The 15,540-nt window shown below is 48.4% G+C and carries 17 protein-coding genes; 11 read left to right on the top strand and 6 right to left on the bottom strand.

What is annotated here, in order from left to right; translation table 11 throughout:
• Positions 1-84: 84 nt before the first annotated feature.
• Positions 85-966 carry an aminoglycoside 6-adenylyltransferase gene (locus tag SIN01_RS11275; protein WP_010025295.1) on the bottom strand — a complete coding sequence of 294 codons (882 nt, stop codon included), beginning with the start codon at positions 964-966 and terminating at the stop codon, positions 85-87.
• Between the two features lie 141 nt (positions 967-1,107).
• Positions 1,108-1,623 (bottom strand): hypothetical protein, encoded by a 516-nt coding sequence (locus SIN01_RS11270; protein ID WP_010025293.1) that lies wholly within the window; start codon positions 1,621-1,623, stop codon positions 1,108-1,110.
• Positions 1,624-1,760: 137 nt separating this feature from the next.
• Between SIN01_RS11270 and SIN01_RS11265 the strand changes: the two genes are divergently transcribed.
• From SIN01_RS11265 to SIN01_RS11240, 6 genes are all read left to right on the top strand, one after another.
• Positions 1,761-2,720 (top strand): CPBP family intramembrane glutamic endopeptidase, encoded by a 960-nt coding sequence (locus SIN01_RS11265; protein ID WP_010025292.1) that lies wholly within the window; start codon positions 1,761-1,763, stop codon positions 2,718-2,720.
• A gap of 85 nt (positions 2,721-2,805) precedes the next feature.
• The gene (locus SIN01_RS11260; RefSeq protein ID WP_141306081.1) at positions 2,806-3,600 is read left to right on the top strand and encodes a hypothetical protein; all 795 of its coding nucleotides are present in this window, start codon (positions 2,806-2,808) and stop codon (positions 3,598-3,600) included.
• Positions 3,601-3,641: 41 nt separating this feature from the next.
• Entirely contained in the window at positions 3,642-4,013 is a 372-nt protein-coding gene (locus tag SIN01_RS11255) for a GntR family transcriptional regulator (protein ID WP_010025290.1), read from the top strand.
• Positions 4,014-4,015: 2 nt separating this feature from the next.
• Entirely contained in the window at positions 4,016-4,708 is a 693-nt protein-coding gene (locus SIN01_RS11250; protein WP_010025289.1) for an ABC transporter ATP-binding protein, read from the top strand.
• On the top strand, positions 4,698-5,636 hold the full coding sequence (locus SIN01_RS11245; RefSeq protein WP_010025287.1) for an ABC transporter ATP-binding protein: 939 nt from the start codon (positions 4,698-4,700) through the stop codon (positions 5,634-5,636). Before SIN01_RS11250 ends, SIN01_RS11245 begins: the two co-directional genes overlap by 11 nt.
• On the top strand, positions 5,629-6,585 hold the full coding sequence (locus tag SIN01_RS11240) for an ABC transporter permease (protein ID WP_010025286.1): 957 nt from the start codon (positions 5,629-5,631) through the stop codon (positions 6,583-6,585). Before SIN01_RS11245 ends, SIN01_RS11240 begins: the two co-directional genes overlap by 8 nt.
• Positions 6,586-6,909: 324 nt before the next feature.
• Here the strand turns inward: SIN01_RS11240 and SIN01_RS11235 are convergent, their stop codons facing one another.
• Positions 6,910-7,533, bottom strand: a complete 624-nt coding sequence (locus SIN01_RS11235; RefSeq protein ID WP_052766856.1) for a L,D-transpeptidase — start codon at positions 7,531-7,533, stop codon at positions 6,910-6,912.
• 80 nt (positions 7,534-7,613) lie between these two features.
• The gene (locus tag SIN01_RS11230; RefSeq protein WP_010026764.1) at positions 7,614-8,444 is read right to left on the bottom strand and encodes a lipoate--protein ligase family protein; all 831 of its coding nucleotides are present in this window, start codon (positions 8,442-8,444) and stop codon (positions 7,614-7,616) included.
• A gap of 125 nt (positions 8,445-8,569) precedes the next feature.
• Here SIN01_RS11230 and SIN01_RS11225 point away from each other — a divergent pair, with 125 nt between their 5' ends.
• A complete protein-coding gene (locus SIN01_RS11225; RefSeq protein WP_010026765.1) occupies positions 8,570-9,301 on the top strand; it encodes an HD domain-containing protein in 732 nt (243 codons plus the stop codon).
• Positions 9,302-9,522: 221 nt separating this feature from the next.
• On the top strand, positions 9,523-10,314 hold the full coding sequence (locus SIN01_RS11220) for a GNAT family N-acetyltransferase (protein WP_010026766.1): 792 nt from the start codon (positions 9,523-9,525) through the stop codon (positions 10,312-10,314).
• A gap of 79 nt (positions 10,315-10,393) precedes the next feature.
• Here the strand turns inward: SIN01_RS11220 and SIN01_RS11215 are convergent, their stop codons facing one another.
• Both SIN01_RS11215 and SIN01_RS11210 read right to left on the bottom strand, forming a co-directional pair.
• Positions 10,394-11,404, bottom strand: coding sequence for a FecCD family ABC transporter permease (locus SIN01_RS11215; RefSeq protein WP_047035545.1), 1,011 nt, complete (start codon positions 11,402-11,404; stop codon positions 10,394-10,396).
• Complete coding sequence (locus SIN01_RS11210; protein ID WP_010027201.1) at positions 11,401-12,459, bottom strand: FecCD family ABC transporter permease; 1,059 nt, start codon at positions 12,457-12,459, stop codon at positions 11,401-11,403. Before SIN01_RS11210 ends, SIN01_RS11215 begins: the two co-directional genes overlap by 4 nt.
• Positions 12,460-12,610: 151 nt before the next feature.
• Here SIN01_RS11210 and SIN01_RS11205 point away from each other — a divergent pair, with 151 nt between their 5' ends.
• From SIN01_RS11205 to SIN01_RS11195, 3 genes are read left to right on the top strand one after another with little or no spacing between them, the layout of a single operon-like run.
• Positions 12,611-13,576 carry an iron-hydroxamate ABC transporter substrate-binding protein gene (locus SIN01_RS11205; RefSeq protein WP_010027203.1) on the top strand — a complete coding sequence of 322 codons (966 nt, stop codon included), beginning with the start codon at positions 12,611-12,613 and terminating at the stop codon, positions 13,574-13,576.
• A gap of 16 nt (positions 13,577-13,592) precedes the next feature.
• On the top strand, positions 13,593-14,384 hold the full coding sequence (locus tag SIN01_RS11200) for an ABC transporter ATP-binding protein (RefSeq protein WP_010027205.1): 792 nt from the start codon (positions 13,593-13,595) through the stop codon (positions 14,382-14,384).
• A 13-nt stretch (positions 14,385-14,397) separates the two neighbouring features.
• Positions 14,398-15,402: an NAD(P)/FAD-dependent oxidoreductase gene (locus SIN01_RS11195; RefSeq protein ID WP_010027206.1), complete on the top strand. Its 1,005-nt coding sequence runs from the start codon at positions 14,398-14,400 to the stop codon at positions 15,400-15,402.
• The last annotated feature ends 138 nt before the right edge of the window (positions 15,403-15,540 follow it).

The following is a 15,540-nucleotide window of genomic DNA, read 5'->3' as shown; positions in this document are numbered from 1 at the left end:
TTAAATCTCTTATTTCTTAGACTTACTTACCAGTGTAATAATAAACTCGGAACACACAGGTGCCCGAGTTTTATTGTCAAACGATTAATCAAACACCTTTTCCTCTCTAGGCAGCGCATGCACGTGATGCAAATAATTCGTGACGTTCCGATCATCGGCCTCAGCATAATCATAGCCGAAATGATCTGCCACGTGCCGTGCAAGTCGCCGGAAAAGGGCGCACATTCGAAAGAGTGCTTGCCAGACGTGTTCTGAATCTGCATCCGGGTACGTGCTTAGATAGTCTTGCCAAACGTCAGCGTCGACATAGCGAGGCAAGTATTTGCCGCATTTGCCGGCACTGATGGTAAAACCGGTGCGCACGCCTGCGTACCAGGAAAGCATGCGCAGCATCATATCGCGAACCGGCTGCTCCAGCATCGCTTTGGCATAAGGAATTTCTCCGCGCCATAACCCCTTAGCCACATAGGGTGCCACCCACCAAAGCTCGTTGCAACAGTCGGCAAATTGCTGTTTGCTCGGCGATATGATCCGGTAATCCCGGTCGTCTGAAGGCGGCACGGCATTAAATTGCTGATCCTTATCAAGCAAAATGATGCTCAGACTGTCGCCATTTATATAATCGGTGGCACGTTCCGGAGTCATCAGTGTCAAATCGATCCGGTTGCCATCCTTAAAGAGCATTAAGTAGGTGAATTGTTGATTGGATAATGTCGGTTTTCCGTTGCCGATATCCGTCAGATCGGGCATTTGCAGGATGAGTCGTTCACCAAAGACATCGATCCACCGGTGGTCAGATGTGAACGTGACTACTTCGCGCGTGACATAAACAATATCGTAGTCTTGAAAACAATCACGCGGCGCATCCGGGTTTGCCCGTGAGCCGTTCAGGATGACCGCGCGAATGCGTTCATCGTTGATGGCTTGGTTACGAATCAAGGCCATCATTTGATGTTCCGTTCTCATTTTCATTTCCTCCAATCCGTGATGGTTCTATTATAATGTGCCTCGAGAAACGAGCAAAGGAAGAAGGGGAATGAGCAAGAAGAGATGCGGAAGTGCAAATGAGAATCACATACGAAAAAAGCGCCGCAGGCAAGCGGCGCTTCATTTCCGGACGAAGCCTTCTTCCGTTAAATATTCCACAGCTTCTTTATAGGTTCGGAACGTTCCGTCAAGTAAATCTCCAGCATAGACATTCCACAATTCATTGTCATAGACAATTTCCAGTTCGCTTCGACCGCTTGGCGTCACCCAAAGTTCGTGATCGTTGCCGTCCGCGGTTTCTCTTTTGTAGAGACCTTCAGGAGACAGAGCGAAAATGGCTTTTTTCAGTAATTCTCGGAGCTCCTCTTCAGAGAAGTCGCGGATGTTGACCATGCCTTTTGCATCAGCATCGTAACCGTCAATTCCTTTGGCGTACACGTAGCCGTTGCCGTTCGGATGCAGATGATAGACGACGTTTTTCTTGTCTGTCGCACTGCCATTGTATTGGAAATTCAGCCGTCCCAGTGAGACTTTCTTTTGTTCAAGTTCGCTAAAGGATTCAATAATCGCAAGTTTTTGATTGAAATCAAGTAACAAAGATGCGTTCAACTCCATTTTCTCGTTTTGTCGGTTCATTATAGCATACCCAGCTTCAGTAAAGGAACGCGGGAATTTTCAGTTTGCGCGGGGCGCTAACGCGCAACACGGGATTGACAGAAATAAATAATTACTGTACTATTTTACTAATACAATGATATATTAGAGGGATTCTGATGCATGATCGTAGAGCAAAACGAAAGAAAATAAAGCGTCATTTTAGAAAACTGGGGATTTCATTGCTGTTTCAAGGGGGATTATTATGGGCCGTTGTGATTGCATTCATGGTTGTTCAAGTGTTCCGAGCGATGTTTCTCACCCCTGACCTGACGGAACAACAGATGGAGAAACAATTCATTAATCCGCTGCAAGAAAGCGGTTGGCCGATGATTATCGCGGTGGTGATCGCTTTTATCCCGCTCCTGATCTATCGAAAGAAGCTGTTTTGGACGCATGATTTAAAAACCGTTGGAAAAAGGATGAATCACCGCATCGTTTTTATCGGGTTTGCGTTTGTGCTTGGACTCAATATGATTTTCATGCTGATCATGTATCCGGTCGAAGGACTGCTTCATCTTTTCGGTTACACGGCAGAGCCGTCTGAAGAAATTCTGGAAGGCTCGAAAACAATCAGTATGTTTGTCTATACCTGCCTGATTGCACCGATCTTTGAAGAATTTATTTATCGCGGCGCTGTCTTGCGCAGTTTGGAACGATTTGGCTCATTTTTTGCGATTACGGGTTCAGCGCTGCTGTTCGGCATGATGCACGGTAATATTATTCAACTGCCGGTCGCCTTTGGAATCGGCATTGTTCTTGGCTATTTGGCAAAGACCTATTCGATTTGGCTAACTATACTCATACACAGCTTGAACAACTTGCTGAGCGAAGCGATCAGTGCGGTGCGCTCTGAGGCTTTAGCGGCTATCTTGAATTCCGGGTTATTTGTTGCGGTCTTCCTTGTTCTTGGCGTTTTTCTCTATAAAAATAGAAATTCTATTCGAAGCTGGCTGCATGATGCGTGGGAGAAGCGTCCGGAAAAGAAATTGTGGGTGTACTTTTTTACCTCCATTCCCATAATCCTCTTGCTTCTGTTTAATAGTGTGGCGATTCTGCTCGGTATTGAGAAATTATAACACGGTTCATCGTTGATTTGACAGCACGAAACGCCTAGTGTACTATATACCTAATACAGTAATATAAATAAAACGGGGGATACACATGATGTCGGTTTGGTTCACTTTATTTAAAAAGGAATTGCGCCACGGTTGGATGGCATTTTTGATTTTTCTGATCCTGCAGCTGCTCCTTATGGCTCTGGGCATTTTCTTGAATATTCGCTATGGCCAGGACGCAGAAATCTGGCCAGTGATTATTGGTGTGATGCTGAGCATCCTTTTGTTGTTCTATGTTCCGGTTTACCTGCTTTTTAATGTCATCCAGGGCCGGAAGACGTTTCATATCTGGATGCAAAATCCGCTACCCGGATGGTCAATGCTGCTCGCAAAATTGTCAGGGGCATTTGTTTATTTTATTGGGACCATGATTATTATCGGAACCTATACATGGGCAAGTCTGACGAGAATCACCGAGATGCCGCAGGAATTGTCGCTCTTTCGCGTCACCATTCTTGCTTTATTAATCTTGATTTGGAGCGGCATCGGCGGGGGCGTCGCCCTTCTTTTCCTCTGGACGATTCAGCGCACGATGCGCTCGCGCATTGGAAAATGGGCTTGGATCGTTTTGATTGTCGGCATTATTCTTTACTCATTGATTGATGCGAAATTTATTGAATCCGGAGCATTCGCTTTTCTAACGGACTGGGGAGCGATTCAGAATGTTACGGTGCTGCACTTTGTGATGCCGCATGGCGCACCCACAAGTATGAGCGCAAATTTTGCAACGGCCGATCCGATTGGGCTGACGATGGGTGATCTTGTTTTGGATTTAGTGAGAACGCTGATTCTTTTTATTCTGACTGCTAGGTTAACCGATCATAAGCTGGAGGCATCATAAGCGTATGAACAACGAATGTGACAGCAAGGAGGAGAACGTGTATGGCCCAGCCATTTAACCCGTCTGTTCCGATCTATTTACAATTGTGCGAGCGTATTAAAAACAGGATTATCCGCGGTGAAATCGGGATAGGTGAACGTCTGCCTTCCGTTCGGGAGTTGGCTATTGACGTGGAAGTAAATCCGAATACTGTGCAGCGTGCGTACCGAGAACTTGAAGAAACGGGCATCGTTGAGAAAAAGCGCGGACAGGGGACCTTTGTGACGGAGAACCCTGCCGTACTGCAGCGTATGCGCGAGGAATTGAAAACGAGACATATCATGCTGTTTGTGTCTGAGATGCGTGAAATGGGCTACACAGAACTGGAAATGCTTGATGGATTGAAAGACTTTTTAACGGACAAGGAGGAATAGGAATGATTCAGCTAGAAAGTGTCTCAAAACGCTACCTGACGAAAAAAGCACTGAAAGACGTCAGCCTGCAAATCGAACCGGGTCAGATCACCGGGCTGATCGGCTCAAATGGAAGCGGCAAGTCAACAACGTTGAAACTGATCGCCGGACTGCTCCGACCAACACGTGGAACCGTGCTCATCGATGGCGAGACGGCCAATCGAAGAATCTGTCGAAGGGTCGCCTATTTGTCGGAGCTGGACAGCTATTATTCATTTTTTACGGTCTTGGAAACCGTTGACTTTTACGCGCGCACCTTCAGTGATTTTAATCGCGTGAAGGCTGAAGAGATGCTTGACTTCATGAAGTTGGATCGTATGCAGAAGGTCAAACATCTCTCAAAAGGCAATCGCGGCCGTTTGAAAATTGTTGTGACGCTTGCCCGCGAGGTGCCGTTTCTTTTGATGGATGAGCCGCTTTCCGGATTAGACCCAATGGTGCGCAGCTCAATTATTAAGGGATTGATTTCATTCGTTGATTTGGAAAAACAGACGGTGATCATCACAACGCATGAGTTGCAGGAAATCGAACCACTCTTGGATTCGGTCATTCTGATTAAAAACGGAGTGATCCTCGATCAAAAGCGTGTTGAAGCGATTCGTCGCAACGAGAATTTAAGTCTGAGTGATTGGATGGTGGAAAAGTATGGCGATTAATGCCGCAGAAAAGCAACCGGCCGTGCGCTTGGAACATGTGAGTAAACGTATTGGCGGGAAAATGATTATTGACGATTTAAGCTTTGAGATCTACAGCGGAGAAGTCTTCGGATTTCTCGGTCCCAACGGTGCGGGGAAAACGACGACCATTCGTATGATCGTCGGCTTGATGAGAATGTCCCAAGGAAACATTTACATACAGGGGCACAGCATCAACGGCGAATTTAAAAAAGCAATCCGTCAGGTCGGCGCGATTGTTGAGAACCCGGAAATGTACAAATTCCTCACCGGGTACCAGAATCTCATTCACTATGCGCGCATGATCCCGGGAATTAGCAAAGACCGAATCCTAGAAGTGGTCAAACTGGTTGAACTTCAGGATCGTATTCATGAAAAAGTGAAGCGCTATTCGCTCGGAATGCGTCAGCGCCTCGGTGTCGCTCAAGCGTTGCTGCATCATCCATCAGTACTGATCCTAGATGAACCAACAAACGGACTTGATCCGCAAGGCATTCATGATTTGCGCAACTATTTGCATGAGTTGTCGCGCAAAGAAAACGTGGCGGTGATTGTTTCCAGTCACCTGCTTTCCGAAATGCAGCTGATGTGCGATCGCATTGGCATTCTGCAAAAAGGAAAACTCGTCGGCGTTGAAAAAGTCAATGAATTCATTGAAAAGGGTGTGGCAAAAGTACGGATTCAGGTTGATGATGGTCGCCTAGCCGCACAAGCGATCAAAGAGAAACTGGCGATTGAAACCGAACGGGTTGACGACACAACAATCGAACTGCCGGTGGAACATGAAAAAATTCCGGTCATTGTCGATACATTGGTGCTTTCAAAAATAAAGATTTACGGGGTAGCCGCTGTTGCAAAATCACTGGAAGACAGATTCCTGGAAGTTACAGGGGGGAAGAGCGTTGAGTAATTTTTTTGGACTGCTGCAAAATGAAAACATGAAAATTTATCGCCGAACATCAGCGAAGGTCATGATTATCATTCTTTTAGGGCTGATTTTAACAGCCGGTCTCATCATTAAACTAAACAGTCCCGAGCCAAAGAATGATCACAATTGGAAACAGACGCTGGTTCAAGACAATAAGAACATGGAAAAACAAATGGCATCGGTAGAAGGGAACAAACAAGCCACCGATTACTTTAAGAAAACAATCAAGATGAATGAGTACCGGATCGATCATAATCTAAAACCGGCGCAAGGCGAAACGTTGTGGAGCTTTGTTCAAGGCGCGGGCAGCAACCTGATTATTGTCATCAGCATTTTCACCATCATCGTCGTGTCCACTTCCATTGCCAGCGAATTTGACACGGGGACGATTAAATTGCTGCTGATTCGTCCGATCTATCGCACGGAAATTCTTCTGTCGAAATATATTTCTACTTTATTGTTCACCGTTGTTTGTCTGATCACGCTGTTTATCGCCTCATGGCTTGTGGGCGGGATCTTCTTCGGCTTTGGCGGTGCGGGCGAGGCCCATCTGGTGTATGACCATGGCACGGTCTACCAATCGAGTTGGACGCTCGCCGTTTGGAACGCCTACCTGCTCAATTGCGTCTCACTCTTCATGATGGTGACGTTCGCAGGACTGATCGCCGCCGCATTCCGAAACGGAGGACTTGCGATTGGCCTATCGATCTTTACCTTGATGGCTTCCTCAATTGTCGTTAGTTTGCTTGCCAAATATGACTGGGTAAAATATGTGCTGTTTGCCAATACCGATCTGACGCAGTATACGACCGGATCGCCGTTGCGCGACGACATGACACTCGGCTTTTCACTCGCAGTTCTCGTCGCTTATTACATCATTTTCATTTTGGTCGGCTGGCTTTTCTACACACGCCGCGATATTAAAGCATAAACAATACCTGAAAGCGGGCGCCTCAAAGTCCTAGATGACTTTGCGGCGCCCTTTTTTCACAAGTTAAGAAATATAGATTTTGACCCGTCCTCAAACCAATAGACCAGTGTCTTGGCCGAATCAAAGCGGAGGTGCTCGGGCGCCAACAGGGTCGCACCCTGTTGATGCAAGTAGCTGAAGTGTCGCGAATTACAAGGGTGATGAATGTCTTGTTGTGGTTGAAGGACGTCGCGCAGGTCAGCTAAGAAAATCGTTTTCCTTCGCTTAATTAAATGGAGATGAAACAAGCAGCTCGGTTTCCATAGAGAACCAAGTTGCTTGTTTTTAGTCATGAATGACTACTTTGGTGTTATATGGAATATGCTCGTATACCCATTTGGCGTCGGGAACGGTGAGGTGAATGCATCCGTGCGAATCTTTTTTACCTAGATTGGCTGCATCGGCCGGTAGCACCTGTTTGTTTTGGTTCATTGGGACACTGTGAAAGAGAAATTCGCCGTGGTTTTTCCAGGATACCCAGTATTTTGCACCTTCTTGGTATTTCGGGGAGTAGAACCATTTTCCGCGTTCCGCTTGGATGTAGTAGGTTCCGGTCGGTGTGGTTGTGTCCGGACTGCTATCAAGACCCGTTGATGCCTGCATGGTGTATAAGATGCGGCTGCCGCTTTTGATGTACACTTTTTGTTTCTTGATCGCTACATCGATCCAAAGCGGCTCATTCTTTCCGATGATCGGATAACTGCCGCCGGACGGTTTATTCCAAGAGACGGGCCGCGTTTCTGAGGGGGAAGCTGGCGTTTTCCCCTCGTTGTTGAGCTTGTGGTTGTTTTGGTTTTTCTCCGCTTGATGACCGGAAAAGCTGTTCGAAGAAAGTGTCGGCAAAAAAGCGGCGACGCCTATTGCTGCGATAAGCGCAAAAACAATGCAAACTTTATAGAAAACGTTCATGATTGTCTAGCCTTCTTAAAATGGATAAAGATCTGCGTCCCTTTATTGTTCGACTGCCGGTACACCAATTTGGGGATCTGTTATATGGAGTCGAACGCTTTTTCATTCCGACGAATCATTCGCTCGTAGTAGCCACCGAAGGCAAGCGACTCCTCAGGCGATAAAGATGAGGAAGATTGGACCATTCCCAAGCTTTGTAGGCTGCGCAGGCAAGCGTGAACAAGTCCCTGAACGGTTAATGGACGCTCGCTGATTTCTTCTAAGGATGCCATAACCTTCGGATCAATATCAGGGTAAGCAAAACGTGTCGCTTCCCCTTGCAGCGCTTGCGCATAAAAGGAACGAATCAGCTGCGCGCGCTGCGAACCGCTACCAGAGACGCAGAGATAGATTTGTACGGCGACGCCTTGCTTGACGCGGCGCTGCGAAATGCCGGCGAACTTTCGCCCCTTCGAGCTCAGATCATAGCGACCGGGGCAGTAGGACCGTTTGATTTCGCCACAGTCGAAGGCGATGTCCAGCGGCGCCAGCATTTTCTTAATAAATGCTGTCATGGCTTCAAACCCATCATCGATCGTCAACGCCCCATCCTTTTCCGGAAAAATCAAAGAGAGATTGAGCACGCCTTGATCAAGAACAACGGCAAGTCCGCCCGAATTGCGCACGATGAAGTTGAATCCATGGGCCCGCAGTACATCAAGCCCTGCACGCAGATGGGGCAACCGGGTATCTTGGATACCGAGCATCACCGTTTGATGGTGAACCCAAAGCCTGGCGGTACACGGCGACTGGCCACTTCCAACCGATTGACAGATGGCGTCATCCATTGCAAACGACTGTCTTCCGTCAAAGCCTCTGCCTAAGCTGCTTTGATCGATCACACGCCAAACAGGCTGATGAAGCAGCGACATGGGAACGCCTCCCTTTTCCTTAGATTGATCTACTCCTATTATAGCAAGCGATCGGTTGGTTTTCGAAACATACGTCGCTATCGGCGCTTCGCGTTGTGGCTACAGATGAGGGATGCGCTATAATTATGGGAGAAAGTGAGGGTGAGGGAGCAATGAATCGCGTTGCGCAGACCGAAAGTTATCTGAAAGAAAAGTTCAAGAGCGAGAGTAGCGGCCATGACTGGGCGCATTTACACCGCGTGTATCGGACGAGCCTGCAAATCTTGGCGGGTGAAGCGCCGCACCAGGCAGACAAACAAATTGTTTCGCTAGGCGCGCTTCTGCATGATATCGCCGACTGGAAATTCCATCACGGCGATGATTCGGCCGGCCCGCGCGCCGCCGCCAAGTGGCTGAAATCATTACATACGGACGAGACGACCATTCAGGCCGTTTGCACCATGATCAAGGAGCTTTCGTTTAAAGGGGCCGGTGTGCAGACCCCAATGTCAACCCTTGAAGGGAAGATTGTCCAAGATGCGGACCGGTTGGATGCTCTTGGCGCAGTTGGGATTGCGCGCGCCTTTTCCTATGGCGGGTTTAAGCATCGGATGATGTTTGATCCGGGAGCGCTGCCGCATCTGCATCAGACGGCAGAGCAGTACAAGGCGCAGCAGTCAACAACCGTAAACCATTTCTTTGAAAAGTTACTGCTCCTTCGGGATCGCATGAACACAGAAACAGCTCGAAAACTGGCTGAAGAACGGCATCGCTTTATGGTCGACTTTTTAGAGCGTTTTTTTGCGGAATCTCATGAAACCGAATCGGCGCATGTGCGTCTGCTGCAGACTTTTTGTCAAACAGAAAATGATTCGTGACCGCGCGGAATAAACAGCTGGTGGATGAAGGAAAGCGCGTTCATTTATGGGTGCAAGTGTGCCGATGATCACTTCATATCCACGAAAGATAGGCTAAACTGTATAGAAATTCTACGGCTGAACCGTTGAAGCGTTTTGTGTCTGAATCGAGGCATAATCATCGCCTATTCATGACTCGGTGGTTATGGTACGAAACATGAGTGGGAGAGGGGGCTGTGTGAATGATTCGACAGCTTACAGAGAAAGACAGAGACCAGGTCATGAGCTTCGCTGGCGATCGACCGGCAGAGAATCTATTTATATTTGGAGATATCGAAGCGTATGGTTTAGAGAGCGACGTTGTTACCGTTTGGGGAGACTTTGACGGGCAGGGGGCCTTGCGCAGCATACTGCTCCGTTATCTTGGCAATTTTATTCCCTACGCGCGAGAAGCTGAGCTGCTCGACGGCAAGGCATGGGCGGACGTGATTGGGCGATGCAGCGCGCTAACTTGCCTGTCCGGCCTGCAAAGTCTAGTGAAAAAAATACTTCCTTACATGAGTACGCCCGTGCAAAAGGAGCAACTCTGTTATTACGCAGCGCGAGATCTTGGGGCACCGCTTGATAAATCAACGGCACGTAAAGATGTGAAAATGCTCTTTCCTGAAGAAGCAGAAAAAATTATTGCACTGCGTCAGACGATTTTCTCTAATCATGCTGAGACGGCGGCAACCCTTCAGAAGAGTATGGATCGAGGGATTTCCAGAACGTTCTACATTGAACGCAATAATGAACCCGTCAGCAGTGTATCGACCACAGCCGAGACCGCTGGAGCGGCGATGATCGTCGGTGTTTGTACGAAAAAAGAATATGAGCACCAAGGATTTGCGACCAGCTGTTTGATTAAGACGATCAGCGCGCTGCAAGCCGAGCATAAACGGCCCTGTTTGTTTTATGATCATCCGGCGGCCGCACGTATCTACGAAAAACTCAACTTTATTCCAATAGAAAAATGGATGATGGAACGCTATTAAAGAATATAAGAGGCTGACACTGCGGCATTTGCCGGGAGTGTCAGCCTCTCTTTGTACCCTCAATGGCTGCCTCTGAACATTAAATCTTTTCTCGAAATAAGAGATAGATGAAGTACGGTGCACCAATCGCAGAAACAACAAGACCGACGGGGACCTCTGCCGGTGCCCAGATCGTTCGTCCAAGCGTATCGGCAATGAGCAGCAGGCAGGCCCCCATCAGTGCAGATAATGGGATTAGAATTTCATGGCGGCGTCCGATGATCCGGCGGACGAGATGCGGGACAATCAAACCAAGGAATGCGATGCCGCCGCCGACAGACACACTGGCTCCGGCAAGGGCGACCGCGATGCCCAGAAACAGCGTCCGTTCACGAGTTACCGCCACGCCCAGACCGCTGGCCATTGCGTCTCCGAGCGCAAGAATGTTCAGTGTGCGCGCTTTGAAAGTGGCTAGCGGGATAAGAATGAGCATCCACGGAAGAACGGCAAGTACATAGGGCCAGTCGGTTCCCCAGATGCTTCCCGACAGCCAGATTGTCGCCTGCATGAAATCTTTGGGATCCATCCTAAGCTGAATAATCGTGATCAGAGCCATCAATGCGGCGTTGACGCCGATTCCTGATAAAATCAGCCGCAGCGGCGTGACGCCATGCTGCCAAGCAAGTGCATAGATAAGCAAAGCAGCCAGCGCTGCACCAAAGAGTGCGGAAAACGGCATTAAGAATAAGGACAGCCCGCTCAGTGCGGATGCTTGACCCTGAACCATATAAATGTAAAAAACAACAGCCAATCCCGCACCGGAATTAATCCCGAGGATACCGGGGTCAGCCAAGTCGTTTTGTGTGATGCCTTGAAGAAGGGCACCGGACACTGCCATGCCCGCACCGATAAACAACGCAATCACCATGCGCGGTAGGCGAAACTGAATGAGCACCAACGCATCTTGGGGACTGCCTTTTCCTATAAGCACCCGCAGTACATCAATGGGGGCGATCCGTAAATAGCCGGTATTTAAACTTATGATCAATGTAACCCCAATGACGCAAACCATACCTAAAGTGACGCTCAGGACCCGTTTTTTCGCGATCATCTGCGCATCCCCCCTGCAGCATGGCGCGAGAGATAGAGGAAGAAAGGGACGCCGATTAAGGCGGTAACGACGCCAATTGGAGTCTCAAAAGGCGGATTAAGCATCCGCGCACCCAGATCGGCGCCAACCAGCAGGACAGCACCAAATACGGCTGAGCAAGGCAGCAGCCAGCGGTAATCGCCGCCAATCAGAAATCGTGTGATATGCGGCACGATCAGACCAATGAATCCAACCGCTCCGGCAGCAGATACAGCGGCGCCGGTCATCAGCAGAACGGCCAGAATAGCGATTGTTTTTACGAGTAGGGTGCGTTCGCCAAGTCCTTTGGCGGTCTCCTCGCCTAAGCTGAGTGCATTGATTGAGCGTGAAATCATCAAGGCGAGGATAATACCGATTGCGGCGACGGGAATCAAGAGTTGGACATGCAGCCATTGAACACCGGATACACCGCCGGCATACCAGAAACTCAAATCGCGCGCCACATTAAAACGAATGGCGATCGTTGATGTGCAGGCATTCAAAAAGGCGGTAACCGCCATCCCGGCAAGAACCAGTTTAATCGGAGAAACGCCGCCGCGTGAGAACAGGGCAATACCGAAAACGAGCAATGCACCAATGCCGGCGCCGACAAACGAACAAAGCATCAGTGAAAGAACGGAAGCCTGTGGAGCAAAAACAAGCGTGCAGACCATGACAAGCGAAGCCCCGGAACTGACCCCCATCAGTGAAGGTGAGGCCAGTGGGTTGCGGGTCATACCCTGCATGACGGCTCCAGAAGCAGCAAGGAGGGCGCCGACCAGCGCCGCGCCAATCGCTCGAGGTATTCGGATATTACGAATAATCTGCTGATTGGCTGTGAGCATTTGATCATTCGTGAAGCTTTGCCATACAGTTGAGAAATGAACGTGTACCGCGCCGTAGAGCAGTGACAGAATAAAAGTGACGACTAGAAGAATGAGGCCGCCAATCAAAGCCGTTAACGCCCGCGCTGCCCGCGTTGGTTTTCGGCGGTTGGGTCGTTGTGCTTGTTGTTTTGCAATGAATGAAATGAACATCGATGAAGCTCCTTAGTTATGAACTCTATTTCTATTATAATTGATAATGAATATCAATAGTATGAAATCAAAAAAAATAGTTGTAATTGATAATGAATATCGTTATCATAAAAATGTCACAATTAGTTAATAAATTAGGGAGGAACCACTCTTGATTTACATAAAAAAAGCGGCAGTTACTTTCGCAAGTGTTTTACTCATTTTAAGCCTATTGGCAGGATGCAGCACGGCGAACGATGCATCGGATAACAACACATCGTCTGTTCCAAAAACGCGTGTTGCTAAAGATGCGATGGGTCACAACGTCAAGGTTCCGACAAAACCGAAAAGGATTCTTGCCTCTTATTTAGAGGATAATCTGGTAGCGCTTGGTGTTAAACCGGTCGCCCAATGGTCGATCAACAACGGTAAAGGTGTTCAGGACTATCTTCAAAAGGATCTAAAAGCGGTTCCTACTGTTCCTTCTGACCTGCCTTATGAAGCCGTTGCCTCATTTAAACCGGATCTTATTTTAATTGACTCAGCCGGCGCAGTAAGCGGAGGCAAATACGCGCAATACCAGAAGATTGCGCCGACATACGTCTTGAATAAAGATGTGAACGGCGACTGGCGCGACAAATTGCTTCAAGTCGGTACTGTTCTTGGCAAAAAAGAACAAGCAGAGAAAGTACTTGCTGATTATGATGCCAAAGCCAAAAAGGCAAAGCAGACGGTGAAAAATGCAGTAGGCACGCCAACTGTAGCCGCGATTTGGCTGACCGGGAACAAGTTCTTTGTCGTTGGCGACAATGTATCCAGCGGTGCGGTTCTTTATCAAGACCTTGGTTTAAAAGCACCGCAAGTCGTTCAAGAAATTTCAAAAAGTGCAACAGCCAACTGGTCGACGATTTCACTTGAAAAATTAGCTAAGCTCGATACAGATTATCTTTTCTTAATTAATAGCGACAAAAGTAGCGGTGCAACGATGCTCAAAGATTCCGTGTGGAAAAACATTCCTGCAGTGAAAAATCACCATGTCTTTGAGTATGGCGCGGACGCAAGCTGGCTGTATTCAGGACCCAATGCCAATTCACAAATCATTGATGGTGTGCTGAAAAATATGACTCAAAGTAAGTAAAAGGGAGCGATCGTGCATGGGACGGCTGCATACGGAAGAACTGGATATAGCTTATGGAGATAAACTGATCGTTGACCATTTGACCATTGATCTGCCCGAAGGAAAAATCACTGCTTTGGTTGGAGCAAACGGATCAGGAAAGTCTACGATTCTAAGAACAATGGCTCGTTTGATGCGTCCAAAAGGCGGGAGCGTGCTGCTTGATGGCCGTAGCATTCACAAACAGCCGACACGTCAAGTAGCGAAACAACTGGCTATTCTTCCACAGAATCCGATTGCACCCGGAGGCGTGACGGTACGAGAACTGATCTCTTATGGACGTTATCCGCATCAAAAGGGAATGCAGCTTAGCGAGATAGATCGGCAAGCGATTCAGTGGGCCATCCGCGCAACGGGTTTGGATTCCTTTGCTGACCGCGCAGTCGACAGTTTATCCGGCGGGCAACGCCAGCGCGCCTGGATTGCAATGGCGATCGCTCAGGAAACCGATTGGCTTTTCCTCGATGAGCCGACAACCTTTCTGGATATGACCTATCAACTGGACATTTTGAAGTTAATTCGCAGGCTGAATCGACAGGAGCAGCGATCCGTTGTGATGGTTGTTCACGATCTCAACCATGCGATTCGATTTGCGGATCATATGATCGTCATTAAATCGGGCAAAGTGATCTGCGAAGGTGCGCCGCGGAACGTTGTAACGGAACAGGTGCTGGAACAGGCATTTGGCGTGAAGTCGGATATTTTTATCGATCAGCGGACACAGCTGCCGCTCTGCGTTCCCTATGATACAGTAAATGAACTCATGTGAGGGGGAGAAGGGTGTGCTCGATCTTTATGACGTAACCATTATCGGGGGCGGTCCCTCCGGACTGTACACCGCTTTTTACAGTGGGATGCGCGCGCTCAAAACGAAAATTATTGAAGCGAAAAGTGATCTTGGCGGCTTGGTCACGCACTTTTATCCCAAGAAGACCATCTATGATGTTGGCGGTATCCCAAGTATTGAAGGCGCGCAGTTGATCGAGCACTTGAATCGGCAGGCTGAGACCTTTCATCCGGCGATAATCACCGGCCAAACAATTGTGAACATGGAGAGGCTGGAGAATCAGACCTTCAAGTTGGTTGCTTCAAACGGTGCTGTTCACTACTCGCGCCGGATCATTCTTGCGGTTGGCAGCGGCATTTTTGAAGTCAACAAGCTTCCACTCGAAGAAGCGCCTTTATATGAAAATACGAGCCTGTTTTACGCTGCCGGCGATCCGCAACGATTTTCCGACAAACAGGTGGTGATTTCCGGAGGCGGGAACGGCGCACTGGATTGGGCGGCAGAGCTTGCGCCTCATTGTAAGCGTCTTACGGTGATCTACAGAGGAGACCAATTTGTTCATGCTTTAGAGCATAATGTGGAACGGCTGCATACGTATCAGGTAGACGTGAAAATGTCCTCTGAAATTGTTGCGCTAAGCGGTACGAAGGGGCAATTGAGCAGCGTTACCGTATGCAGCAGTGCATCCGGTTGTTCGGAGACGGTTGCGGCCGATGCGGTGATTGTCAATCACGGTTTTCAATTCAGCCTCGGCGGATTGGATGATTGGGGAATGACCATTGACAACAGCGGAATCTGCGTTGATCAAAGCATGCAGACCTCCGTAAACGGCATCTATGCAATCGGCAATGCCGCTTCCTATCCGCAGAAATTGTATTTGATCGCCGCCGGATTTGTTGAAGGTCCAATAGCCGTCAACAGCGTGAAGCACGATCTGGAACCGGAAGCACCGGCCCAGGCAATGGTCAGTACACACCACAGCTTCTTCAACGATAAGTAAAAAATGAACGAACAAAGTAGCGCATCGGAGCAATCCGGTGCTTTTTTTACAGGAAAAGAAAGTATGTGATTTAACCCGTCTTCAAACTAATAGACCAGTGTTTTGGCCAAGAATCAAAGCGCAGATACTCTGGCGCCT

The organism is Sporolactobacillus inulinus (genome assembly GCF_006539285.1).
In the GTDB taxonomy this organism is placed as follows: domain Bacteria; phylum Bacillota; class Bacilli; order Bacillales; family Sporolactobacillaceae; genus Sporolactobacillus; species Sporolactobacillus inulinus.
Note: the sequence above shows the minus strand (reverse complement) of the source record. Positions and strands in the feature narration are given on the sequence as shown.